A 22,122-nucleotide genomic window follows, 5' to 3' on the forward strand; every position below is an offset into this window, starting at 1 on the left:
GCGGAAAGGAGATCTGCCTTGGAACAGAAGCTGCAATCCTCGCCTTACGGCACCTTCGTCGACTACTGCAAGAAGGGCCAGCTCGCGTATCAATACTCGGTCGACGACAAGAAGGCGGTTTTCTTCCCGCGCGTCGTGGCGCCCGTATCCGGCAGCACCAATCTCGAATGGCGAGTCAGTCAGGGGCACGGGACAGTGCACGCAACCACGGTCGTGCACATGCGCGATACGCCACCGTACAACGTCGCGCTGATCGACGTCGACGAAGGCTTTCGCATGATGAGCCGGGTCGAGGACATCGATCCGATGCAGGTGAAGATCGGCATGCGGGTCAAGGTTCGCATGCATCCCGGCGACGACAAGCAGGCGCCGTATCCGGTGTTCGTGCCGGCGGAGGGCGCACGATGAGGGGCCTCGAGCGCGGCAGCGTCGCGATCGTCGGCGCGGCCGAATCCGACCTGGGCGCGGTTGCGCCCAACACGAGCCCGATCGACCTGATGGCGCAGGCCACGCGCCGTGCGCTCGACGATTGCGGGCTGAAGCTTACCGACATCGACGGCATCTTCGCCGCCACCACCCAGGCGCGCAGCCCCACCCTGTACCTGCGCGAATATCTCGGCATCGAACCGCGTTACGCCGACAACACCATGATCGGCGGTTCGTCGTTCGAATCGCACATCGGCCACGCGCAAGGCGCGATCCAGAACGGTTGTGCGATGTCGCGCTCATCACCTATGGCAGCACGCAGCGCACGATCTCGCGCGCATCCGCGAGCCCGCGCGAGTTCAACCCCTACGAGACCGCCTACAAACCCTTCCTTCCCGCATCGGCGTATGCGCTGGCGGCCTCGCGCCATATGCACCAGTACGGCACCACGCGCGAACAGCTGGCCGAAGTGGCCGTCTCGGCGCGCAAGTGGGCGCTGATGAATCCGCGCGCGTGGGAAAAGGAACCGCTCACGATCGAGCAGGTGTTGAACGCGGGCATGGTGAGCTACCCCTTCACGGTGCGCGACTGCTGCCTGGTGAGCGATGGCGGCGGCGCGCTCATCATGGTCTCGGCCGAGCGCGCGAAGTCACTGAAGAGCAAACCCGCCTACGTTCTGGGCGTGGGCGAGTACCTGAGCCACAACAGCATCTCGAACATGGCCGATCTCACCGTGAGCGGCGCTTCCCGTTCCGGGCCGATCGCATTCGGGATGGCGGGCTTGACGCCGTCGGACGTGAAGGCGATCGAGCTCTACGACGCGTTCACCATCAACCCGATCCTGTTCCTGGAAGATCTCGGCTTCTGCCGCAAGGGCGAGGGCGGGCGCCTGGTGGAGAACGGCGGCATCGCGCCGGGCGGCAAGCTCGCCGTGAACACCAACGGCGGCGGCCTCTCGTACTGCCATCCCGGCATGTACGGCATCTTCCTGCTGATCGAGGCGGTGCGCCAGATTCGCGGCGAGCGCGGGCCGGCCCAGGTCGCGAACTGCGACGTCGCGCTCGCACACGGCAACGGCGGCGTGCTGTCGAGCCAGGTGACCGTGCTCCTGGGTTCGGAGAACACGGGTATAGCGCAATCGCGGCGGGCGCGGTAGGCTTGGTCGCGGAAGGCGGGAGGATTCGTCGGAAAGCGCACGCGGCACTCCCGGCACGCTTGCGCATTTCGTGCGTGACGAGGCCGCGCGCCATGCAGAGTCACCTGCGAAGCCAGGATCGAGTCGCTCAGGCCTTGCTTCGCACGCTGATCGCCTTGCCCACGTTTCGTAACTACGCACTGCTCGGACTGCTGTCGCTGCTATGGGGCGTTTCGTACAACTTCGCCAAGGTGGCGGTCGAAACCATTCCGCCGCTCACGCTCACGGCGGCACGGGTCGCGATCGCGGCGCTGCTGCTGGGCGCCGTCCTGCGCGCTTCGGGCGTTGCCGTGTTTTCGTCGCGCTATCCCTGGCGGCTGCTGATCATCCAGGCTGCGATGATCAACATCGTGCCCTGGAGCCTGAGCGCCTGGGCCGCGCAGACGGTCGACAGCGGGCTGGTTGCGGTGCTCAACTCCACCTCGCCCATCTTCGCGTTCTTCATTACCTGGGCCATCACGCGCCACGAGCCGACGACAGGCGCCAAGCTCGCGGGCGCGCTCGCCGGCCTCGCGGGCGTCGTCCTGATCGTCGGTGTCGGCGTTGTCTCGGACATCGGTGGCCAAGTGCCGCAGCAGTTGGCCTGCGTGCTGGGTGCGATTCTGTTCGGCATCGCAGCCGTGCACGGCCGGCGCTTCGACGCCCTGCCGCCGCTGGTTCCCGCCACGCTCACGTTGATCGTCGGCGCAGCGGTGTTGATGCCCTTGAGCCTCGTCATCGACCGGCCATGGTCGCTCGCGCCGAGTCGATCGTCTCTGATCGCGGCGGGATGTCTGGCCGTCTTTTCCACGGCGGCCGCGCTCTACCTCTACTATCGGATCCTCGGCACGCTCGGCAGCATCGCGGCAGCGAGCCAAAGTTACCTGCGGATCGTGGTCGGGGTTGCGGTCGGCATCGTGTTCCTGGGCGAGAGCCTGACCCTCGAGCGCCTTGCCGGCATCGTGCTCATTCTGGCGGGGGTGATCGCCATGACGCGGCCCGCAGCGAGCATCCGGAAGATCCAGGCGGGGGGTGCACGCTGAACGTACAATCCCGAAACCGTCCCTGCCGCGCATGCGGGAGTCCAGGCGGGCTCGAACGAATCGTTCTTGCGCTTGCAAGCCTTCCCCTCCTGGCAAGGAGGGGCGGGACGCGCCATGCGCGGACGGGGTGGTCTAAGGTGCGCCCCCCTTGCATATAGATGACTTCGACTCTGGCGTCGCCTCACTGAACGAGGACCAACGAATGAACATCGGCATCGCCGGCACCGGCCGCATGGGCGCCGCCATCGCGCAACGCCTGTTGAACCTGGGACACACCGTGCGTGTTTGGAACCGCACGCGCGAAAGGGCAGCGGCGCTGGAGAAGGACGGCGCCATCGTTTGTGCGACGCCCGCCGAGCTTGCCGCGAGCTCCGAGGTGATCATCACCATGCTTACCGATGCAGCCGCAATCGAGCGCACATACGGCGAAGCCGACGGGCTGCTCGCCGACGAGGCACGCGGCAAGACATTCATCGAGATGAGCACCGTGCGGCCGCAGACCGAGTGCGCGCTCGCCGTTCGCATCCACGCCAAGGGCGGCGCGATGATCGAGTGCCCGGTCGGCGGCACGGTCGGCCCCGCACGCGAAGGCAAGCTGCTCGGAATCGTCGGCGGCGCTGCGGAGGATGTCGAACGCATGCGCCCGCTGCTCGACACCTTGTGCCGGCGCTGGGAGCATCTCGGCCCGATCGGCGCGGGCGCTTCCGGAAAGCTCGCGATCAATCTTCCGCTGATGGTGTTCTGGCAAGCGTTCGGCGAGGCCCTGGCGCTGGTGCAGCACCTCGGCGTCGATGCGAACCGCCTCGTGGATCTTTTCGCCGACACGTCGGGCGGCCCGAACGTTCTGAAAGCGCGCGGCAAGGCGCTCGCCGAGGAGATGGCGGGTGGCTATACAGGACCGGTCGCGTTCGATATCGATTCGATGCGCAAGGACCTGCACGCAATGATCGACGACGGAAAATCCCTCGGCTACGGCATGCCGATCACATCGCAAACGCTCGCCTGCTTCGATGCGCTCGCAAGCGCGGGGCTCGGACCGAAGGATTCGGTCGTCATTCCGGTGCGTTTCGCCCAGCGCTAGCTAGCCCTTCTTGCTTCCAAGCACGAGAAGCAATCCACCGACTACGATCGCCCCCACGCTGGCCCACACCGGGATGTCGACTGCCTGCTTCTCCTTGACGGCCAGCTCTATCGGCCCGAGCTTGAGCTCGTGGGTTTCCTTCGTGAAGCTGAAGCTATTGAACACGACACCCAGGATACCCGCGACGATGAGTAATACGCCAACGATCTTGACCAGCTTCATTTCGTTTCCTCCTTGACCAGCCCGAGCTTCCTGCGAATTTCATCGACGTTGTCGTTCGACGCGCGTTGCCCGGTACACGCGCGGCTGCCGTGCCGCAAGGCATACCGTGAGGATAACCCTACTGCCCCGGCGGTCAGACCTCTCGTTTGCAGATCAAGTGGCTCTGGTCGCGATAGTGCGCTCGAAGCTCATGAACGCGGAAATACCTGCCCCAGGTGGAGAACAAGAAATTCCGGTCCAGGTAATTGCGCATTCGCACACCCCTGGCTTGATCCCAATCGCGGCATCCGGGAGTTTGATAGTCGCGGTGAAAGTCCCGATACGGGATATTCCGGAGGTAGTGGTTGGCGTCCAGCACGCTGCAGATCAGGACCCCTCCCGGTCGGATGATCCGGCGCAACTCGGCGGCCCAGCGATCCATCAAGGCACAGGGGACATGAGTGAACACGGAATTGGCGTAGACGAAATCGAACATGCCATCGGCGTAGGGCAGCGGCGGCTCGCCGGCCGTGAGCTCGATCTGCACCCGATCGGCCAGTTTCGAGCGAGTCCATGCGACGGCCTCGGGTGTCACATCGCAACCGTACAGGTTCGCCTCGAACGGAAAATAGTGAATGATCAGCCGGCCAAAACCCAGGCCCATCTCCAGAATGTTGCGCATCCGGTTGACGGGCAAGTCGTAGTCGAGCAATTCCGTTTGGTAAGTCAAAGCACCCCGATAGCCAGAAGCAAAGAACGCGTCTCGCTCAGCCTTGTTGGCGCGCTGTACTTTGACGATCGTCTCGAGGGGAGGAATCAGGGACGAATCAGTTTGCGACGGATGAAGGTCCAAGTCATACGTGGTTCGGTAAAAGTCGCGGAGGACGCCGAGCCAGTAATCCCGCTCTTCCGCCCAGCCCTCGTCGAACGTGGCGCGAACGACATCGACCCCGAAGAGATTGCGAACGCCTTTACGAACCATCTTCTTCAAGACACGCGGCATAAGTCGACTCTTCTCTTGGAAACTACACTCCAACGACCTCGGGGAGTTGGCGGTGGCCAGCGTTCGCGATAACCGGCCGGACAACAGCAAGCGAAGCGCTCGTCTTCACTGTCGCTGCAATCCGAGGTTGAATGGGTTGAATTTCAGTTCGTCGTGAGAAACAGTCCTCGTATGACTGGCCACGTGACGTTTTCGAACTTCTTACCCGTAAGCTCGACCGTCATGCCCGCAAAGACGGGATTCTGGCCGATTGCCTCATCGGTCAGCGAGTCTTGGACATGAAGATGGATGTGCGGAAAGTCCGAGTTACCGGAGTTGCCGCAGCGGCCGAGAACTTGGCCTACCCTGATGCGATCTCCTTGCGCAACCGTGATGCTCTCACGTTGGAAATGCGCAAGGTAAACGAAGCGGTTTTCCGCCGCTTTGACAACCACGTGGTTGCCGGCCGGGTTGCTCAAATCCTTCGCTCCCAGGGAATTGTCGGGAAGATCCCGGACAACGCTTTCGACCACGCCATCGACCGGTGAAAGCACAGGCTCATTCCGGGAGTAGAAATCCTGCAATCGGGATGGATTGGCGACTGACAACGCCCGCTGGCCGGGGCCGCCCAGCTTGGCGAAGTCGACTCCGAACCACTGCGCACGAACGGCCATGTGATGATTGACATTGATGGTATCGCCACCTTGGGCAACGAACCAGCGGCCGGTGAAAGGCAGTCGCAGGTCTTGCGCGAAAATCGAAGTACACGCGACGACGAGGAGCACGAACGCCAGACGACGCACGGTCGCTCCGGCTACAGCGGATGACTGTCGGCGCAACACGGGCTTCAATCGGACGAGGTATGACCAACTCCAACAGGCTACACCACAGGCCATAGCTTGCCACAACTTGAAGCCATAGGTCGACGCAGACATTGTCCGCGACGCCGAACGACTGGCCGCAGGAACCCTCGGGCGAAGCCCGCTGGTGGCTGCAGCGTGCGGTTGAGCGTCAGGTTAGCCTGGGACGTTTGCGCGAGCTGCCCAGGCTCGTGCAGTCAAGGAGATCGACCCATTTGCAGCGATTGGAAGGCGATCACTTATTCGGTGCCGTAAACGTGCTCTCGCTGTCTCATCGAGCGACATAGCGTAGGCGGGGGCCGGCCCTTGGCCGCCGAGAAACGGTTGCCAGTAGTCATCGAAGTTCGCAAACGGCGTGGTTATGTCGATAGGCTTCACTTCGATTTTGTCGAGGCCGGTGCTGGTGAAGAGCTCTTCGAGTGCCTCCGGGCGGCATAGCGGGAATCGGACGCCTTCATCCAGCTTCACGCTGTCCGGGTCGATCTCGGCCGCTGCATCCCAGAAAAAACGCATAAGCTCCATTCTTCCGGCGTAATCCCAGACGTAGGCGGCGATCGTGCCGCCTTTGCCTGTTACCCGCGTCATCTCAAGGAGCGCCGCGCGCTGGTCCGGTACGAAGTTTAGGACCAGTCCAGAGACCACCACATCGACCGAAACATCATTAAGTGGGATCGCCGTCGCGCTGCCTTGGTGGAGCGCCGCCCGGCCCTCAAGATTCTCCTTCGCGGTCTTGAGAAATCCGTCGGAAGGCTCGACGCCCGCGACCAATGCGGGGGAACATCGGTCCAAAATCGCCGCGCAGAGCGCTCCCGTTCCGCAGCCCACGTCGAGCCACCGTCTGCCGGACGGAATATCGAGCCACGAAAGAAACTTAGGCGCGACTTGGCGGCTCCACCGGCCGACGTACTGCTCGTATGGACTGCCGCGCTCCCACGTGTCGGACACAGGCTTGCCGCCCATGGTCACAACCTCCTACGCATCATGCGATGCCCAACGACTGTGTTGGGCAGCCGGACAACAGCAAGCGAAGCGCCGCTGTTGGATGGTCAGCTCCATCACACGGTTAGCCCTCGCCTTACAGAGAAAGCGCCTGTCGGAGCCCATCATCTACCGAAGCCAATAGGCTCGGCGGGATTCGTCCGATCCTTTCCGTGAGAAACGCCTTGTCGACCGTGATGACCTGCGAGACATTCACCACCGAAGGCTTTGACAGCCCAGTGCCGCGCACAGGCAAGCGCACATTGCCTGGCGCATCTGCCAGACGGAGATTGGATGTGATTACCGCCGCGACCACGGTGCTGATGCGGCTGACGTTGAAACTATTGGCTGAAATGATTAGACAAGGCCTTCGATAACCTGGCTCCGACCCTGACGGCGCGGGAAGAAAGGCCCACCAGACCTCTCCGCGTTGCATTACCACTTCTCGCGCGAAATAGATCGCGCCTGAAGGACACTCAGTTCCTTCTCCAGAGAAGAGTCTTCCCCGTCTTCTCCATATATCTCGTTGAGCGTAGAGGTAACAATATCCTCTCGGTGCTGCTCGACGAGCGAAGCCAGAGCGCGGGCGTAGAGCTCGCTACGCGAAATCCCTAGCCGGGCCGCGAGCTTCTCAGCGGACTGAAACACCCGATCCGGAATTGATACGGCGGTCTTCATGGCGGGAAGTATAACAGCGGTCATACTTCCATCAACCATCGGTGCCGCGAGGGCTAACGATGCGCATCAGCGGCAGGAGACAGCAAGCGAAGCGCCGCTTTCGACTGTCCGGTGCATGCGCGGGTTCGGCCTCACTCGCTACGATGATTCAGAAGGTCAGCCTGCCACCTCAAGTAAGACCTCGGGATGACGTTCCGCAATCTTCAGAAGCGTTTGTGCAGCTCCTGAAGGTTCTCGCCGCCCTTGCTCCCACTGCTCAAGTGTCCGCTTCGACACCCCAAGCGCAGCAGCGAACTGCGACTGCGACAGCCCACTTTTCAATCGCACTCGACCCACCTGAGACTTTGGTTCTACCTTAGTGCGACGACCTCCACCCGCCTTGATTTCACGGACGCCTTCCAACACCTCCTGCCATACGTCGCGTTCGGCCTCAAATTTCGCCAATACTTTTCCAGTGAGTTTCTTAGCCATTTCGGAATGCCTCCAACAACTGCCTCAGAATGTGAGCGGGCACGTTGTCCTGCTTCGCCTTGGCGTACAAGGCCAACATCCAGAAACTCGTTTGGCTCATATCGTACGAAGTGAATGACTCGCAGACCGCCCAGCTTACCCATTCCTCGACGCCGCCAACGTAGCTTTCGAACCCCGCCCGAACCCGGGACAATTTCGCCGCCTTCTGGGTTCTGCATCATGAACTGCTGCAGCTCGGAGAACTCGTCCTCGTCCAAGTACAGCGGGCGGATACGCTCGAACGCGGACGATTCGATGAATGTGACTTTCCGGAGTTCTCCACTGCCCCTTCAGAGCCGCGGCTTTATCGAAAACGTAAGCCAGGTATGCCACACAGCTCCCAATAAGGTATGCGATGAGCACCACAAAAGGTAACTTTCCCGTAGCCACAGCCCCCGCCACGAAGGCAAGGAAGACGGATGCGAAAACCAAAGCCCCAATGCTGGGACCGGGCGCGGTTGACGGAGGAGAAGATGGGCGATCGCCAACGAAACCGATGTTCACACCCTGCGGTCTGCCTCGTGCATCAGATGTGAGTTCGTAGGTAACAAGCTCGTTACCGCCCGGTCGGCGCTGCCGGTTCGAAAATGACTTGATGTGGACGAACACCCTCGGTCCGCCTCCATTCGGCGTAACAAAGCCGAAGCCCTTGTCGTCCTTCCAGTCGGTGATCTTGCCTTGATATCGCACGGGCGTTCTCACTGAGGGCTAAACAGAATGCCCGAAGGTGTCAACCGAGTACAGGAGGCAGGCCATGAGCAAGAAGTCTAGCAAGTTGTACGTCGGAATGGACGTTCACAAGGATTCGATCGATCTGGCGCTCGCCGAGGAGCGCGGCGAGGTGCGTCATTACGGGCGCATCGCAGGCGACAGCACGGCATTGGCGCGCACGGTACGCAAGCTCGAGTCGCTCGGACACCCGCTGCTTTTCGTCTACGAGGCGGGGCCCTGCGGGTTCGTCATCCATCGAGCGCTTACGGCTCGCGCCCACCAGTGCTGGGTCGTAGCGCCGTCGAACACTCCGCGGCGCGTGAGCGATCGCATCAAGACCGACCGGCGCGACTGTTTGAAGCTGTGTGGACTGGCCCGCGCCGGAGAGCTCACCCCCATTACATCCCCGATGCCACCGACGAGGCCATGCGCGATTTGGTGCGCGCCCGCGAAGACGCCGTCTGCGTTCAGCGCCAAGTCCGCCATCGGCTGTCCGCGTTGCTGCTTCGAAACGACATCCGCTACGTCGGCAAGACCGCCTGGACCTGCGCCCACGAGCGCTGGATCGCTCGGCTCAACATCCCCAGCCCGGCCCAGCGCATCGCCTTCGAGGAGTATGTCCAAGGCGTAGGCGAGGCGAGCGCACGTATCCAGCGGCTTAACCAAGCCATCGAGGAGCAACTCGCCCAGTGGCGCTGGCAACCGGTGGTGGCGGCGCTGCAGGCCTTCCGCGGCATTCAACTCATCCACGCGGTGCGCATCGTGGCCGAACTGGGCGATCTCGCCCGCTTCACCCATCCCCGCCAGCTCATGGCCTATCTGGGCATGATCCCCACCGAGAATTCTTCCGGGCCGCGACACCGACAAGGTGCGATCACCAAAGCCGGTAATAGCTCCGCACGCCGCGCCCTGGTCGAGGCCGCCTGGGCCTATCAGCACCACGCCGCCGTGAGTCCCATCATCGCCCGGCGACAAGCCGAGCGTCGTGTCCGTATTGGACTGTCGTCCAATACGGAACGATCAATAGAGCGAGGCAGCTCCGTGACGAACAACAGTCTGGCGGCTAACCAACGCCCGCATATCAGCTTGATCGACCGACGTCACAGATGAGTCCGCCGCCTCGCCTATCGGGCTCGCTTTATCTCAACACCATGCTCGGAGGTCGGCAGAACCTCATTCGCCCGCTTGACAATGGAAGCCATATCAGCACGGAAGAACTATGCCGAGTAAAAACCCTTCGTTTCGGCGTACGTCCGAGATGTCTGGCCGCATTACTCGGCATAGTCTGGGACTCGGGATAGCCGACTATGCCGAGATCGGCATAGCCGGCACGCATTCGCAACGCATCTGTTGCAGTCCGGCGTCGATATCCGGACCGTACAGACCTTGCTCGGCCATCAGGATGTAGCGACGACCATGATCTACACCCACGTTTCGCCGACGAGCTCCGGTGCACTGCGAAGCCCGATGGACCGGTTGGAGGAAGATCTGCCGCCGGCCGGCGCATTCGACCAGTAGGGAAGTACTCGTCGTAGCAGCGCCCGTCGAGTGCGATGGTGGCTGCGCAGGTAGGAAATTGGCCGGACCCGTCCAAGCCAGCCCGTCCGAGGACATGGCCGCTGTACGGAAAGCCGGCGCGCGGGAGCAAGACCCGCTCGCAGGGCAGTGCCGGGGGTTCTACAGAGCCGTCAAGCGCTCGGGCGATGCCGCCCGCCTTCGACCTCCTCGGCCGCGGCGATGGCGCGCGCAAGTGCTGCCGCCAAATCCTTGGCCGATTCCAGCGTGAGCTCCACCGCGACCCGCGAGCCGGGACCCAGGGCGGAGCTCATGAAGTCGATGGTGATGGCCTCTTCCAGCAGGGCGTGGTGCGGATGGTCGTACGACACCACGGAATGCGTGAGATCGAACCAGCCGTCCGCGCCCTTGCCCGCACCGTCCGCCGGGACGATCTCGACGATGGAGGTGCACACCGGCTTACTTGGCCAGATGCTTCTCGAAGAACGCCCACACCTTCTTCCAGCCGTCGAGCGCCTGGTCGACCCGGTACATGGGCCGGTCGTAGTAGAAGAAGCCGTGACCCGCGCCGTCGTAGCGGTGGAATTCGTAGTTCTTGCCGTGCTTTTTCAGCTCCGCTTCGTGCAGGTTCACCTGCTCCGGCGTCGGCGACCGGTCTTCGTTGCCGAACAGGCCAAGCAGTGGACAGGAGAGATTCTTGGTGAATTCGATCGGCGCGGTCGGCTGCTTGGGGTTGAGCTCTTCCTTGCTCATCACCACGCGCCCACCCCACAGCTCGACAGCCGCGTCGATGCTCTTGGTATGGCAGGCATACAGGAAGGTATGCCGCCCGCCCGAACAGGTGCCGATGCAGCCCACCTTGCCGTTGAGCCACGGTTGGGCACGCAGCCACTGAACCGCGCCTTCGGTATCGCCGATGACTTGCGCATCGGGAACGCCGCCCTCGGCGCGCACCTTCGCCGCCACGTCGTCCGCCTTGCCCTCGCCGGCACGGTGATAGAGATTGTGGCTGATCGCCGCATAGCCGTGATGGGCGAAGCGGCGCGTGGTTTCGCGATACCACTCGTCCCACCCGGGCGCGTGGTGGATCAGGACCATGCCGGGGAACGGGCCAGCGCCGAGCGGCCGCGCCACATACGCGGAGATGGGCTCACCCTTGTCGCCATTGATGGTGATGGTTTCCGCGATCATGCCTTCGTAGGCCATGGCTATCTCCTCTTTTCGGTAAGGATGAACGAATGACAACGCGAGCGGCAGGGAAGTGTATCACCGGCCCCGAGCGCCAGCAGCCGGTCGACGGCCGGGGCGTCGCTCCTGCGGGCGGCGTCTGCAGCAACGCGGCGAGCAGGCGTTGCAGCGCCGGCGGCACTGCGCCGAGCATCCCTTCGCCCAGCGGTCAGCACCGTTGGGCGCGCGTGCGAACGCGTACTTTGGTCGTACGACTTGCGCCAGCGATGGATGTCGAATATGCCCTGGAGCTTTCGATCCGCCGGCGCCAGAATTGCCTCCCGTTGCGCAAGTTCATGTCGATTCCGCGCGCTGCCGAACGACTAACCAAGACTTCGAACGACTTACGACGGACTGCAGACGAATGAATCGCTGGATCGCCTCGCTGCCGCGACCGTACGCCAAGTGGTGCGGCTACCTGCTGCTTCTGCTCGCCCCGGGTTCGTTCGTCGTTTTGCCCGTGATCTGGTTCATTCAGTTTCGCCGGGAAGCGCGGGCGCAGCCTCCTTCAGCGCCACCCCGGAAAGCTTGCGCCGACGCGCTTCGACCATGAGGTGATAGAGCCGGTGCGCGGCCAACGCGTAGGACAAGCCCTCGGGCGGCCGCACGTTGGAGATACAGTTGCGCTCCGCGTTGCTGCGCCCGGGCATCGGATCGTAGGTGAAGTAGATTCCGAGGCTGTCGGGCGAGGAAAGCCCCGGGCGCTCGCCGATCAGCATGGCCGTCATGCGCGCGGGCAACAAGGTGCCGATCTCGTCGCCGATCGCGACGCGTCCCTGGCTCACCAGGCAAACCGGGCTCGCGCACCATCCCTCGGCAGCCAGCCGGCGCGCCAGTTCCTGCAACAGCGCTACGGCGTGATGTTCGATCGCCAGTGCCGACAGCCCATCCGCCACGACCAGTGCGCAGTCGTAGGCCGATGCCGGCGGTCCGCGTGTCTCGAGCGAGCGTTTGGACTCGTCGTTCAGGATGCGGCCCAGATCCGGGCGAGCGATGAATGTGCGCCGGTCGGGCGCGGCACTGTGCAAACGCAGGCTGTCGATACCCGCGGCGCTCAACTGCTCGGCGAGTGCATCGACGTCGAGGTTGCGCTGCACCGCATCCCGCGCCTGGGCGTGCGCGAGCTGAAAAGCGAGCGAGGGCTGGGTGGGCTGACTCCCGCCGGCGCGGCCCAATCCAATGCGGGCCGCGGTGAATCGCGTCAGCACCTGCCAGGGGTCGGGATGCGAGCTCGGCACGGCGGTCGCAAGCGGCTTTGCCACGCCCGCGTTCCTAACCCGGCGCCAAGGCGAGCAGCTTGTGATCGGCCAGCGCGCGCTCGAGACGCGTGCCGCCGCGGACGATGCCCATCGCATCGAGCCACGCTTCGAACTCGGGTGCGGGCTTGAGCCTCAGGAGCTGGCGCAAGTAGAGCGCGTCGTGAAACGACGTGCTCTGGTAATTGAGCATGATGTCGTCCGCGCCCGGCACGCCCATGATGTAATTGACGCCTGCCGCACCGAGCAGCGTGAGCAGGACGTCCATGTCGTCCTGATCGGCGTCGGCATGGTTGGTGTAGCAGACGTCCACGCCCATCGGCAACCCGAGCAGCTTGCCGCAGAAGTGGTCCTCGACGCCGGCGCGAACGATCTCGCGCCCGTCGAGATACTCCGGGCCGATGAAACCTACGACGCTATTCACCAGCAACGGATCGAAGCGGCGCGCGAGCCCGTAGGCGCGGGCTTCGAGCGTCTGCTGATCCACGCCGTGGTGCGCGTTGGCGGAAAGCGCGCTGCCCTGCCCGGTCTCGAAATACATCACGTTCGAGCCGACGCGCCCGCGCTGCAGCCCGCGCGCCATGTCGTTCGCCTCGGCCAGCATCGCGGCCGACACGCCAAAGCTGCGGTTGGTCGCCTCGGTGCCGCCGATCGACTGGAACACGAGATCCACCGGTGCGCCCTGCGCCATCGCCTGCATCGTGGTCGAGACGTGGGTGAGGATGCACGACTGCGTCGGAATCGCGTACGCCTCGATGATGCCGGCCAGCATATGGTTCAGGCGCATCACCTGCGCCAGATTGTCGGTCGCCGGATTGATGCCGATCACCGCATCGCCGCAGCCGTAGAGAAGGCCGTCGACGATCGAAGCCGCGATGCCCTTCTCGTCGTCGGTCGGATGATTGGGCTGCAGGCGCGTGGCAAGCCGCCCAGGCAGTCCCAGCGTATTGCGGAACTTGCTGACCACGCGCGCCTTGGCGGCCACCAGCACGAGATCCTGGATGCGCATGATCTTGCAGACCGCGGCCACCATCTCGGGCGTCAACCCGGGCGCAAGCGCGGCGAGCGTCTCGGTGTCCGTCTCGTAGGCGAGCAGCCAGTCGCGGAAGTCGCCGACCGTGAGATGAGAGACCGGCGCGAACGCGCCCGCATCGCGCCCGTCGATGATCAGGCGCGTGATTTCATCCGCGTCGTAGTCGATCACCGCGATATTGAGAAATTCGGTGAGCGGCAGCTCAGCCAGCGCCATCTGCGCGGCGACCCGCTCTTCGGCACTTTCGGCCGCGATGCCGGCCAGCCGATCACCCGTGCGCGCAGGCGTCGCCTTGGCGAGCAAGGATTTCAGATCGGCGAAGCGATAGACCCGGCTTCCAACCGAATGGGCGTATTCCGGCATGGCGCCTCCCGTCGATAGGGGCTCGACCACACGTTAGCGCAACGAGCCGGGCAAAGCGAGCACGCAAACTGCGGGCCAGCTGCAGCTTCGACATGAGGAGGAAGGTGTGCGCGATCATCGGCTGATGCTTCCGCTTGCGCTGCCGCGGCTGGCCGAATTGGCGCCGTGATGCGAACATCGCGACCGTGGATGACGCAAGCCGCGACACGGACAACAGCTGTGCACATCCATCATCAGACGAACGACACAACGTGGAGGAGTTACATGACGATCCGACGTGCCTGGCCTTGTCTCGTGTTCGGCGCTGCCTGCCTTTGCCCGCTTCCGATCCAGGCGCAGTCGTATCCCGAAAGATCGATCCGCATGATCGTCGCATTCGCGACCGGCGCTTCCCACATCCTGGCGATCGCGCTGTCGGAGAAGCTGCGCGAAAGCCTGGGCCAAGGCGTGGTTCCCGACTTCCGCCCGGGCGCCGGCGGCAACCTCGCTTCCGCGCTCGCCGCCAAGGCCCCGACGGACGGCTACACGCTGCTGCTCACCAGCCCGACCATCGCCATTAGCCCGAGCCTGTTCAAGAACCTCGGCTACGACACCTTCCGCGATTTCACCCCGATCTCGCTGCTCGCCACCGTGCCGAACGTCCTGGTGGTGCATCCCTCGGTGCCCGCGAAAAGCCTGAAGGAGCTGATCGCGCTGGCCAAGGCGCACCCGCACAAGCTCAATTTCGGCTCCGGCGGCGTCGGCTCCGGCAGTCAGCTCGGAAGCGAATTGTTCAAGGCGCTGGCGAAGATCGACATCGTGCACGTACCGTACAAGGGTGCATCGATCGCGCTTACCGCCATGCTGGGCGGTGAGGTGGACATGGTCGTTTCCACCGTGCCGGCCACCATTCCTTTCATCAATTCGGGACGCATGCGAGGTCTGGCCGTGCTCGCACCCGAGCGCGTCGCTTCGCTACCCAAGGTGCCCACCACCGCGGAAGCCGGCATGCCGCAGGTTGTCGTCATCACCTGGTACGGTATGTTCACGCGCGCGGGTGTCAAACCCGAGATCGTCGAACGTCTCAACACGGAGATCGTGAAAGCGCTGCGGATGCCGGACATCCGCGCGAGCTTCGCCAAGGTGGGTCTGGATACCGCGCCGACAACGTCGGCGGAATTCGCGCGTTTCTTGCGCGAAGAAACCGACAAGTGGGCTCGCGTGATCCGCGACGCGGACATCCGGGTCAACTGATCTTCCGATTAGCGACAATTCTCAGCCGACCCTCATCCCAGGGAAAACGTTGCGCGGGCTCGACGCCCCGGCGTCAGAGCGTCGCGCCGCGCTCGGCCATGGCGTAGCGCGTGAGGTCCCGCGACACGATGTCGAACGCCTCGTCGACCGAGTCGGTGCGATGGAAGAGCTTCACGTCCTCGGCATTGATCGTGCCGTGGCGCACGAGCGCGTCGAAATCCACCACCTCGTCCCAGTACTGCGAGCCGAACAGCACCACCGAGAGGTGCTTGCGCATCTTGCGCGTCTGCCGCAAGGTCAGAACCTCGAACAGCTCGTCCAAAGTGCCGAAGCCGCCGGGGAAGACGATCAGCGCCTTGGCCAGGTAGACGAACCAGAACTTGCGCATGAAGAAGTAGTGGAAGTGGAATGACAACTCGCGCGTGACGTAGCGGTTGTCGAACTCCTCCACCGGGATCGAAATGGTGAGCCCGACGTTCATGCCCTTGGCCTCGGAAGCGCCGCGATTGGCCGCCTCCATGATGCCGGGACCGCCGCCGGTGCAGACCACGAAGCGGCGCTCGTCGTCGTCGAGCTGCTTGGACCACTCGGTCAGGCGCCGCGCGAGCTCGCGTGCATCCTCGTAGTAGCGCGACATCGCGAGCCGCGTGCGCGCGCGCTCGAGATCGCCTTTCCCGTCCTCGGCGGCGCGCAGCTCGTCCTGCGCCTGTTCGCGCGAGATGACCCGCGCGGAACCCATGAATACGATCGTGTCCTCGATGCGATGCCGGCCGAGCCGGCTCCTGGGCTCGAGATACTCGGCGAGAATGCGCAGCGGCCGGGCATCGGCGGCATTGAGGAACGATTCCTTGAGATATGCCTTGACGCCCTGGTGCCGCCTTTCCGGCCCAGCCTCCGGCAGGGAAGGCTCCGCGCCTTCCTTGTCCGCGCCTTCCTTGTCCGTGCCTTCCTTGTCCGTGCCTTCATTCTTCATTGGGGTAATCCGATTCTTCCCATCCCGGGCAGCCGCACGCCGGGCGTGTTGAAGTCCAGGCCGAACGACAGGCCCAGCACGTTGAGCTCGATGCCTTCCTCCAGCGCGCCGGTCACGCCGAGCAGACCGTACAACGAGACCTGGTACCCGGTGCCGCTCGGCGCGACTGCGACGATGGAGCCGTTGGCGAGAAAGTCCTTCCCGATGGCCGTCGGCGGCAAATCCAGGCGCAACTCGGGAACGGATCGGCCGATGTGCGCGACGAACGTATTGCTGTTGGGACCGGGCCAGGTGCGATAGCTGTCCGGATACGGATAGGTCTTCACCGCCTCCTCGATGCGCCGGATCATCGCGTCCACGCCGGGGCCGCGCCGCTCCACCAGTTTCTCCGGCGCGGCGCCGAACCAGTAGTTGTCGGGTCCGGTGCGATTGACCTGGATGGCCGGATAACCGCGCATGACGCCCCAGCCCACCACCTCATAGCGCGTGTAGCGCGTCGCGTTCGACGGCTTCACCACGATCCAGCTATGCACGCCGAAGGCCCCTTTCCAGCCAACCGTGCGCGCGGCATAGACCTGGACGATTGCTTCCTGCGTCGCGGCCGGGTCGGGCGCCTGGTTGGACGCGTCGCGGCGGGCGCTGCGCCAGTCGCCGGGTTTGCTGAACAACGTGCAGCCGGTCGAAGCCAGCACCGGCACGATCAGCACCAGCAGTGCGACCCAGCCTATCGTACGCATCCACCAACCCATCGCAATCCGCCGACAGGACACTACACGGCGCCTGCCTCGGCGGCGTATTCCGAGGCAGCCGCTTGCAGCCAGGCCCAGGCGTAATCGCGGAAGCTGCGGGCGACATGAATCTCGAACGTCGGCTCGGTGCTAGCGCGGTGGACGAGGATCGGCACCTTGGCGAGCAGCGTCTGCGCGCAGCGGCCGACCGGGAACTCCCGCTCGTGCAGATCGAGCGAACAACCCTTCGCCAGCACGGCGCGCGCATTCGAGCCGCCGACAGCATACACGATGCGGGCATGGCTCACATCGACCACGGCCGAGGCGATACCGCGCAAGGCCGCGCGCAAGCTCGCCGTCAAGGCTTCGCCGGACTGCGTGTCGCTCGAGACCAGCCACTGGTCGGGACCCAGCCAGAGGATCGACGCGAGCAACCCCGATTCGCACGTGCCCGCCTCGAGCGGCAGACGCAAGTCGGTAACGCTTTCCACCGCACGCGCAAAGCGTGCATCGTTCGGATCGCCGCGCAGGTCGATGCAGGCGCGGCCGGGGCGCTCCTCGATCACGAGATTGCGGCCGGCGAAGCGCCGCGCCTGCCCGCTGTCAGCCATGCAATGCCTCGCCCGAATCGCCGACGAAACGCGGCGCGGTCAATGTCACCTTCGCGCAACCCGAAGCGAGCGGCGCGTATAGCGTCTCGCCGATGCGGGCGATTCCGGCCTCGACCAGGGCGAGCGCGATCGAGCGCCCGCAGGTGGGACTGAAATAGCTCGAGGTCACGTAGCCGAGCATCGGCACGGGCTCCTTCGGAATCGGCAGCAGCGCCCGCGGCTCGGCGATGAGCTGGGTGCCTTCGGCCAGCACCTCGTTCGGGTTTTCGGTCAGGACGCCTACCAGCTGGCGCCGATCGGTGCGGCGCGCATCCGGCCGCGCCAACGAACGCTTGCCGATGAAGAACTTGTCGCTCGCCACCAGCCGGTCGAGCCCCAGGTCGATGGGAGTCACGGCGCCGTCGGTCTCCTGACCGACGATGATGAAGCCCTTCTCCGCGCGCAGCGCGTGCATCGCCTCGGTGCCGTAGGGCGTGATATCGAAGCGCTCTCCCGCACCCATGAGCGTCGTCCACAGCTCGTAACCGCGGCCGGCCGGCACGGCGATCTCGTAGCCCAACCCGCCGGCGAAGCTCAGGCGGAAGACGCGCGCCGCGATGCCGGCCACTTCGCCGGTTCGCACCGACATGAACGGCATGGCGCGAACATCGATGTTGCAAAGAGGCGCCAGCAGCTCCGCGCTGCGCGGCCCGCTCAAGGCGATCTGCGCATACTGCTCGGTCACCGACGTGCAGTACGCTCGCAGCATCGGCCATTCGGTCTGCAGCCATTCCTCCAGCCACGCCAGCACGCGTGCAGCGCCTCCGGTCGTTGTCGTCAGTACGAAATGCTGCTCGGCCAGGCGCGCGATCACCCCGTCGTCGAACACCATGCCATCCTGCCCGAGCATCATCCCGTAGCGGCAACGCCCGATCGCCAGCGAGCGCACGGGGTTGCAATAGATGCGATCCAGAAACTCGGCCGCGTCCGGACCTTGCACGTCGATCTTGCCGAGCGTGGCTGCGTCCAGTATTCCGACGGCGCGTCGCACCGCCAGGCATTCGCGCTGCACGGCCGCGTGCATGGCTTCGCCGGCGCGCGGGTAGTACCAGGCGCGCTTCCACTGGCCGACATCCTCGAACACCGCGCCACGACGCTGATGCCATTCGTGCAGCGGCGTTTTGCGCACCGGATCGGACAATTCACCCGCGTCCATGCCCGCGATGGCGCCGAAGCTCACGGGCTGGTAGGGCGGCCGGAACGTTGTCGTTCCGATCGCGCTCGCGCCTTCACCGCGGATCTCGGCCAGAATCGCGACCACGTTGGCATTGCCGGTCTTGCCCTGGTCCACGCCCATGCCGGCCGTCGTGTAGCGCTTCAGATGCTCGATCGCATCGTAGCCCTCGCGCGCCGCGAGCGCGACGTCGGCCAGCGTCACATCGCTTTGGAGGTCGACGAACTGCTTGCGCCGCGATGCGCGGCTGCCGCGGTGCGCAAGTTGCACTTCGGCCGCCGCCGCCTCGGGCTCGCTCACTTGCGGCATCTCGGGCGTGCGCGCGTCGCCGAACCCGCACGCCTGCGCGGCGGCGCTGCCTGCCGCGGATCCTTGCGCGAGTACGTCGTGTAGCGACCACGCCGCCTGTATGCTGCCCGCGCAGCGCACGGGTTGGGTCGCCTCGCCCGGCACGAAGGCGCCGGCACGCGCATCGAACCGCAGCCGGCCGCGCGCTTGCGAGAACAGATGCACGGCCGGGATCCAGCCGCCGCTCATCGCCACCAGGTCACACGGAATCTCGCGCACCGGCCCGCCGGCGAACGGCTGCACGTGCACCGCGCTCACCCGCATGCGTCCGTCGGCGGCCACGATACGGTGGCCGGTAAGGACTTCGATGCCGCGCGCCCGCGCCTGCTGCGGCAGGAAGCCCGCCGCTTGCGCGCGCATATCGACCACCGCCACGGTGGCCACACCCGCGCTCGCCAGATCGAGCGCCGTGCGGTAGCCGTCGTCGCCGACGCTCGCGACCACCACACGCGCGCCGGCCGTAACGCCGAAGCGATTGAGGTAACCGCGCACGGCACCGGCCAGCATGATTCCGGGTCGATCGTTAGCGGGGAAGACCAGCGCGCGCTCGATCGCACCGGTTGCGAGCACCACTTCGCGCGCGCGTATCTTCCATAGCCTTTGCCGCGGCGTGCGCGCCGCCGAGCGGGGCGACTCGAAGCGCTGGCAGGCGACGAGAAAATTGTGGTCGTAGTAGCCGCTCACGATCGTGCGCGTGAGAAGGTGTACTTCGGGCGCCGCCAGCAGCTCGGCCATGACGCTCGCAACCCAGGCCAGCGCCGGATGGCCGTCGATGTCGTAGCGTTCCCACAGCAGTTGCCCGCCCGCTTCCGGCTGCTCGTCGGCGAGGATCACGCGCGCTCCGGTGCGTGCGGCGGCAAGCGCCGCGGCCAGCCCCGCCGGTCCCGCACCGACCACCAGCACATCGCAGTGGGCGTGCATGCGATCGTAGCGGTCCGGATCGGGCAGCTGCGGCGCGCGCCCGAGTCCCGCCATGCGGCGGATGCCCTGCTCGTAGCGCATCCACATCGATGCCGGCCACATGAAGGTCTTGTAATAGAAACCGGCCGGCAGCAGCGGCGAGAGCACGTCGTTCAATGCGCCCAGATCGAATCCGAGCGAAGGCCAGCGGTTCTGGCTGTGTGCGATCAAGCCCTCGTAGAGCTCGACTTGCGTCGCGCGCACGTTGGGCTCGGTGAACGCGCCTTCTTCCAGCTGCACCAGCGCATTCGGCTCCTCCGCGCCCAGGGCGAGGATCCCGCGCGGCCGATGGTACTTGAAGCTGCGCCCGACCAAGTGCACGTCGTTGGCGAGCAAGGCGGAGGCGAGCGTATCGCCGGCGTAGCCCTCGTAGCGCCGGCCGTCGAATTCGAAGCGCAACGGGCGGCGCCGGTCGATCCGTCCGCCGGCGTCCGTCCGGTTAGGTTGGCTCATCGGGCAGTTGCGGCGGCGGCGAGCCGGCCGGGTAGACAGCGAGGATGCGCTCGGTCGCCGTATCGCGCACCGCGTTGAACCAGCGCCGGCAACCGTGCGTGTGCACCCAGCGCTCGCGGTGCCGGCCCTTGGGGTTGGTGCGCATGAAGAGGTAATCGGCCCAGGCGGCGTCGGGCAATTGCTCGGCGTCGGATGGAAGCGCGACGTGCGCCTCGCCACCGTAGCCGAACTCGGTTTCGTCGCGCGGGCCGCACCACGGGCAGGCGATGCGCAGCATGTCAGTGCGCGACGGCCGCCGCGCCGTGCTCGTCCACGAGCGCGCCACTGGTGAAGCGTTCGAGCGCAAACGGGGCCGCGAGCGGGTGCGGCTGGTCGCGCGCGATGGTATGGGCGAAGACGTGCCCCGAGCCGGGTGTCGCCTTGAATCCGCCCGTGCCCCAGCCGCAATTGAAGTAAAGCCCCTGCACCGGCGTCTTCGAGATGATCGGGCTCGCATCGGGGCAGACGTCGACGATGCCGGCCCATTGCCGCATGAGCCTCAGGCGCCGGAACGACGGGAACAGTTCCACCAGCGCGCTCACGCTCGCCTCGATCACCGGAAAGCTGCCGCGCTGCGAGTACGACGTGTACGGATCGATCCCCGCGCCCACGACCAGCTCGCCCTTGTCCGACTGGCTCACGTAGACGTGCACGGCGTTGGACATCACCACCGTGTCGAGGACCGGCTTGATCGGCTCGGAGACGAACGCCTGCAGCGGATGGCTCTCGATCGGCAGGCGGATCCCGGCCATCGCCGCGAGCACGCTGGCGTGCCCGGCGACCACCACGCCGACCTTGGGCGCAGCGATGAGCCCGCGCGTCGTTTCCACCCCGACGATGCGCCGATCCTCGTGCCGGATCGCGGTCACCTCGCAGTTCTGGATGATGTCCACGCCAGCCGTATCGGCCGCACGCGCATAGCCCCACACGACCGCGTCATGCCGGGCCGTGCCGCCGCGGCGCTGCAGCGAAGCGCCGAGGATCGGATAGCGCGCGTGCGGATCGCAATCGAGCGGGGGCACCAGCCGCTTCACTTGCGCGGTCGACAAGATCTCGGAGTCGATTGCGTTCAGCCGGTTCGCGTTCACGCGCCGCGCGAGCTCGCGCAGATCGTGCTGGTTGTGCGCGAGGTTGAGCACGCCGCGCTGGCTGAACATGACGTTGAAGTTGAGCGTGCGCGCGAGACGCTCCCACAGCTTCAACGAATGCTCGTACAGGTGCGCGCTCGCATCCCACAGATAGTTGGAGCGCACGATGGTCGTGTTGCGCCCGCTGTTGCCCAGGCCGATCAGACCGCGCTCGAGCACCGCGACATTGCGAATGCCGTGCTCCGTGGCGAGGTAATACGCGGTCGCGAGCCCGTGCCCGCCGCCGCCGACGATCACCACGTCGTAGCTGCGGCGCGGCTCGGGGCTGCGCCAGGCGCGCTGCCAGTTCTCGTGGTACGAAAACGCGTTGCGCGCGAGCGCGAATATCGAATAGCGGTTCAAGGGGTCGGATCAGCCGGGGAGCCGCTGCGATTATAG

24 protein-coding genes and 2 pseudogenes are annotated in these 22,122 nt (G+C 65.0%); 8 read left to right on the forward strand and 18 right to left on the reverse strand.

Going from position 1 to position 22,122, the window contains the following annotated elements:
• Positions 1 to 18: 18 nt before the first annotated feature.
• From GEV05_02990 to GEV05_03005, 4 genes and pseudogenes are all read left to right on the forward strand, one after another.
• The gene (locus GEV05_02990; GenBank protein ID MPZ42364.1) at positions 19 to 408 is read left to right on the forward strand and encodes a hypothetical protein; all 390 of its coding nucleotides are present in this window, start codon (positions 19 to 21) and stop codon (positions 406 to 408) included.
• Positions 405 to 1,582: pseudogene (locus tag GEV05_02995) on the forward strand (thiolase). Before GEV05_02990 ends, GEV05_02995 begins: the two are co-directional and overlap by 4 nt.
• Before the next feature lie 92 nt (positions 1,583 to 1,674).
• Positions 1,675 to 2,643 (forward strand): EamA family transporter, encoded by a 969-nt coding sequence (locus GEV05_03000; GenBank protein ID MPZ42365.1) that lies wholly within the window; start codon positions 1,675 to 1,677, stop codon positions 2,641 to 2,643.
• Positions 2,644 to 2,845: 202 nt separating this feature from the next.
• Positions 2,846 to 3,724: an NAD-binding protein gene (locus tag GEV05_03005; GenBank protein MPZ42366.1), complete on the forward strand. Its 879-nt coding sequence runs from the start codon at positions 2,846 to 2,848 to the stop codon at positions 3,722 to 3,724.
• On the opposite strand, the gene GEV05_03010 is transcribed toward GEV05_03005, so the two are convergent.
• The 8 genes from GEV05_03010 to GEV05_03045 all read right to left on the reverse strand — a co-directional run bounded on the left by GEV05_03010 (position 3,725) and on the right by GEV05_03045 (position 8,623).
• Positions 3,725 to 3,946 (reverse strand): hypothetical protein, encoded by a 222-nt coding sequence (locus GEV05_03010; protein MPZ42367.1) that lies wholly within the window; start codon positions 3,944 to 3,946, stop codon positions 3,725 to 3,727. It abuts the gene before it with no gap.
• A 133-nt stretch (positions 3,947 to 4,079) separates the two neighbouring features.
• Positions 4,080 to 4,928 (reverse strand): methyltransferase domain-containing protein, encoded by an 849-nt coding sequence (locus GEV05_03015; GenBank protein MPZ42368.1) that lies wholly within the window; start codon positions 4,926 to 4,928, stop codon positions 4,080 to 4,082.
• Between the two features lie 143 nt (positions 4,929 to 5,071).
• Positions 5,072 to 5,842 carry a peptidoglycan DD-metalloendopeptidase family protein gene (locus GEV05_03020; GenBank protein ID MPZ42369.1) on the reverse strand — a complete coding sequence of 257 codons (771 nt, stop codon included), beginning with the start codon at positions 5,840 to 5,842 and terminating at the stop codon, positions 5,072 to 5,074.
• An 81-nt stretch (positions 5,843 to 5,923) separates the two neighbouring features.
• Positions 5,924 to 6,727 (reverse strand): methyltransferase domain-containing protein, encoded by an 804-nt coding sequence (locus GEV05_03025; GenBank protein MPZ42370.1) that lies wholly within the window; start codon positions 6,725 to 6,727, stop codon positions 5,924 to 5,926.
• 115 nt (positions 6,728 to 6,842) lie between these two features.
• Positions 6,843 to 7,181, reverse strand: coding sequence for a type II toxin-antitoxin system PemK/MazF family toxin (locus tag GEV05_03030; protein ID MPZ42371.1), 339 nt, complete (start codon positions 7,179 to 7,181; stop codon positions 6,843 to 6,845).
• The gene (locus GEV05_03035) at positions 7,181 to 7,423 is read right to left on the reverse strand and encodes a hypothetical protein (GenBank protein ID MPZ42372.1); all 243 of its coding nucleotides are present in this window, start codon (positions 7,421 to 7,423) and stop codon (positions 7,181 to 7,183) included. The genes GEV05_03030 and GEV05_03035 overlap by 1 nt, the downstream gene beginning before the upstream one ends.
• 156 nt (positions 7,424 to 7,579) lie before the next feature.
• Positions 7,580 to 7,894 (reverse strand): helix-turn-helix domain-containing protein, encoded by a 315-nt coding sequence (locus GEV05_03040; protein ID MPZ42373.1) that lies wholly within the window; start codon positions 7,892 to 7,894, stop codon positions 7,580 to 7,582.
• A gap of 135 nt (positions 7,895 to 8,029) precedes the next feature.
• Positions 8,030 to 8,623: a DUF1294 domain-containing protein gene (locus GEV05_03045; protein MPZ42374.1), complete on the reverse strand. Its 594-nt coding sequence runs from the start codon at positions 8,621 to 8,623 to the stop codon at positions 8,030 to 8,032.
• A gap of 64 nt (positions 8,624 to 8,687) precedes the next feature.
• Here GEV05_03045 and GEV05_03050 point away from each other — a divergent pair, with 64 nt between their 5' ends.
• The 3 genes and pseudogenes from GEV05_03050 to GEV05_03060 all read left to right on the forward strand — a co-directional run bounded on the left by GEV05_03050 (position 8,688) and on the right by GEV05_03060 (position 10,162).
• The gene (locus tag GEV05_03050) at positions 8,688 to 9,275 is read left to right on the forward strand and encodes a transposase (protein ID MPZ42375.1); all 588 of its coding nucleotides are present in this window, start codon (positions 8,688 to 8,690) and stop codon (positions 9,273 to 9,275) included.
• A complete protein-coding gene (locus GEV05_03055) occupies positions 9,071 to 9,754 on the forward strand; it encodes a transposase (protein MPZ42376.1) in 684 nt (227 codons plus the stop codon). The genes GEV05_03050 and GEV05_03055 overlap by 205 nt, the downstream gene beginning before the upstream one ends.
• A gap of 210 nt (positions 9,755 to 9,964) precedes the next feature.
• Positions 9,965 to 10,162 (forward strand): annotated as a pseudogene (locus GEV05_03060) (tyrosine-type recombinase/integrase).
• 170 nt (positions 10,163 to 10,332) lie between these two features.
• Here the strand turns inward: GEV05_03060 and GEV05_03065 are convergent.
• From GEV05_03065 to eutB, 4 genes are all read right to left on the reverse strand, one after another.
• Entirely contained in the window at positions 10,333 to 10,614 is a 282-nt protein-coding gene (locus GEV05_03065) for a hypothetical protein (protein ID MPZ42377.1), read from the reverse strand.
• 4 nt (positions 10,615 to 10,618) lie between these two features.
• Positions 10,619 to 11,365 carry a prolyl oligopeptidase family serine peptidase gene (locus tag GEV05_03070; GenBank protein ID MPZ42378.1) on the reverse strand — a complete coding sequence of 249 codons (747 nt, stop codon included), beginning with the start codon at positions 11,363 to 11,365 and terminating at the stop codon, positions 10,619 to 10,621.
• A gap of 491 nt (positions 11,366 to 11,856) precedes the next feature.
• Positions 11,857 to 12,741 (reverse strand): ethanolamine ammonia-lyase subunit EutC, encoded by an 885-nt coding sequence (gene eutC / locus GEV05_03075; protein ID MPZ42379.1) that lies wholly within the window; start codon positions 12,739 to 12,741, stop codon positions 11,857 to 11,859.
• Complete coding sequence (eutB, locus tag GEV05_03080) at positions 12,659 to 14,038, reverse strand: ethanolamine ammonia-lyase subunit EutB (GenBank protein MPZ42380.1); 1,380 nt, start codon at positions 14,036 to 14,038, stop codon at positions 12,659 to 12,661. Before eutB ends, eutC begins: the two co-directional genes overlap by 83 nt.
• A gap of 168 nt (positions 14,039 to 14,206) precedes the next feature.
• Here eutB and GEV05_03085 point away from each other — a divergent pair, with 168 nt between their 5' ends.
• A complete protein-coding gene (locus tag GEV05_03085; GenBank protein MPZ42381.1) occupies positions 14,207 to 15,271 on the forward strand; it encodes a tripartite tricarboxylate transporter substrate binding protein in 1,065 nt (354 codons plus the stop codon).
• Between the two features lie 73 nt (positions 15,272 to 15,344).
• Here GEV05_03085 and GEV05_03090 read toward each other — a convergent pair whose 3' ends face one another.
• The 6 genes from GEV05_03090 to GEV05_03115 are packed head-to-tail and all read right to left on the reverse strand — an operon-like array spanning position 15,345 to position 22,086.
• Complete coding sequence (locus GEV05_03090) at positions 15,345 to 16,244, reverse strand: TIGR00730 family Rossman fold protein (protein ID MPZ42382.1); 900 nt, start codon at positions 16,242 to 16,244, stop codon at positions 15,345 to 15,347.
• A complete protein-coding gene (locus GEV05_03095; GenBank protein ID MPZ42383.1) occupies positions 16,241 to 16,981 on the reverse strand; it encodes a DUF3750 domain-containing protein in 741 nt (246 codons plus the stop codon). The genes GEV05_03090 and GEV05_03095 overlap by 4 nt, the downstream gene beginning before the upstream one ends.
• A gap of 32 nt (positions 16,982 to 17,013) precedes the next feature.
• Positions 17,014 to 17,583, reverse strand: coding sequence for a sarcosine oxidase subunit gamma (locus tag GEV05_03100; protein ID MPZ42384.1), 570 nt, complete (start codon positions 17,581 to 17,583; stop codon positions 17,014 to 17,016).
• The gene (locus GEV05_03105) at positions 17,576 to 20,557 is read right to left on the reverse strand and encodes a sarcosine oxidase subunit alpha family protein (GenBank protein MPZ42385.1); all 2,982 of its coding nucleotides are present in this window, start codon (positions 20,555 to 20,557) and stop codon (positions 17,576 to 17,578) included. The genes GEV05_03100 and GEV05_03105 overlap by 8 nt, the downstream gene beginning before the upstream one ends.
• Positions 20,544 to 20,834, reverse strand: coding sequence for a sarcosine oxidase subunit delta family protein (locus GEV05_03110; protein ID MPZ42386.1), 291 nt, complete (start codon positions 20,832 to 20,834; stop codon positions 20,544 to 20,546). Before GEV05_03110 ends, GEV05_03105 begins: the two co-directional genes overlap by 14 nt.
• Before the next feature lies 1 nt (position 20,835).
• Positions 20,836 to 22,086, reverse strand: a complete 1,251-nt coding sequence (locus GEV05_03115; protein MPZ42387.1) for a sarcosine oxidase subunit beta family protein — start codon at positions 22,084 to 22,086, stop codon at positions 20,836 to 20,838.
• Positions 22,087 to 22,122: the final 36 nt, after the last annotated feature.

It is taken from the genome of Betaproteobacteria bacterium (genome assembly GCA_009377585.1).
Classification (GTDB): Bacteria; Pseudomonadota; Gammaproteobacteria; order Burkholderiales; family WYBJ01; genus WYBJ01.

What these genes read in the sequence shown, in the direction of transcription:
- GEV05_03090 (MPZ42382.1), bottom strand. Translation starts at nt 16,244, where the DNA reads ATGAAGAATGAAGGCACGGACAAGGAAGGCACGGACAAGGAAGGCGCG.
- GEV05_03020 (MPZ42369.1), bottom strand. Translation starts at nt 5,842, where the DNA reads ATGTCTGCGTCGACCTATGGCTTCAAGTTGTGGCAAGCTATGGCCTGT.
- GEV05_03070 (MPZ42378.1), bottom strand. Translation starts at nt 11,365, where the DNA reads ATGGCCTACGAAGGCATGATCGCGGAAACCATCACCATCAATGGCGAC.
- GEV05_03100 (MPZ42384.1), bottom strand. Translation starts at nt 17,583, where the DNA reads ATGGCTGACAGCGGGCAGGCGCGGCGCTTCGCCGGCCGCAATCTCGTG.
- GEV05_03050 (MPZ42375.1), top strand. Translation starts at nt 8,688, where the DNA reads ATGAGCAAGAAGTCTAGCAAGTTGTACGTCGGAATGGACGTTCACAAG.
- GEV05_03025 (MPZ42370.1), bottom strand. Translation starts at nt 6,727, where the DNA reads ATGGGCGGCAAGCCTGTGTCCGACACGTGGGAGCGCGGCAGTCCATAC.
- GEV05_03015 (MPZ42368.1), bottom strand. Translation starts at nt 4,928, where the DNA reads ATGCCGCGTGTCTTGAAGAAGATGGTTCGTAAAGGCGTTCGCAATCTC.
- GEV05_03085 (MPZ42381.1), top strand. Translation starts at nt 14,207, where the DNA reads ATGCGAACATCGCGACCGTGGATGACGCAAGCCGCGACACGGACAACA.
- eutB (MPZ42380.1), bottom strand. Translation starts at nt 14,038, where the DNA reads ATGCCGGAATACGCCCATTCGGTTGGAAGCCGGGTCTATCGCTTCGCC.
- GEV05_03110 (MPZ42386.1), bottom strand. Translation starts at nt 20,834, where the DNA reads ATGCTGCGCATCGCCTGCCCGTGGTGCGGCCCGCGCGACGAAACCGAG.
- GEV05_03000 (MPZ42365.1), top strand. Translation starts at nt 1,675, where the DNA reads ATGCAGAGTCACCTGCGAAGCCAGGATCGAGTCGCTCAGGCCTTGCTT.
- GEV05_03035 (MPZ42372.1), bottom strand. Translation starts at nt 7,423, where the DNA reads ATGAAGACCGCCGTATCAATTCCGGATCGGGTGTTTCAGTCCGCTGAG.
- GEV05_03055 (MPZ42376.1), top strand. Translation starts at nt 9,071, where the DNA reads ATGCGCGATTTGGTGCGCGCCCGCGAAGACGCCGTCTGCGTTCAGCGC.
- GEV05_03040 (MPZ42373.1), bottom strand. Translation starts at nt 7,894, where the DNA reads ATGGCTAAGAAACTCACTGGAAAAGTATTGGCGAAATTTGAGGCCGAA.
- GEV05_03105 (MPZ42385.1), bottom strand. Translation starts at nt 20,557, where the DNA reads ATGAGCCAACCTAACCGGACGGACGCCGGCGGACGGATCGACCGGCGC.
- GEV05_03010 (MPZ42367.1), bottom strand. Translation starts at nt 3,946, where the DNA reads ATGAAGCTGGTCAAGATCGTTGGCGTATTACTCATCGTCGCGGGTATC.
- GEV05_03030 (MPZ42371.1), bottom strand. Translation starts at nt 7,181, where the DNA reads ATGCAACGCGGAGAGGTCTGGTGGGCCTTTCTTCCCGCGCCGTCAGGG.
- GEV05_03005 (MPZ42366.1), top strand. Translation starts at nt 2,846, where the DNA reads ATGAACATCGGCATCGCCGGCACCGGCCGCATGGGCGCCGCCATCGCG.
- GEV05_03095 (MPZ42383.1), bottom strand. Translation starts at nt 16,981, where the DNA reads ATGCGTACGATAGGCTGGGTCGCACTGCTGGTGCTGATCGTGCCGGTG.
- eutC (MPZ42379.1), bottom strand. Translation starts at nt 12,741, where the DNA reads ATGCGATGGGCATCGTCCGCGGCGGCACGCGTCTCGAGCGCGCGCTGG.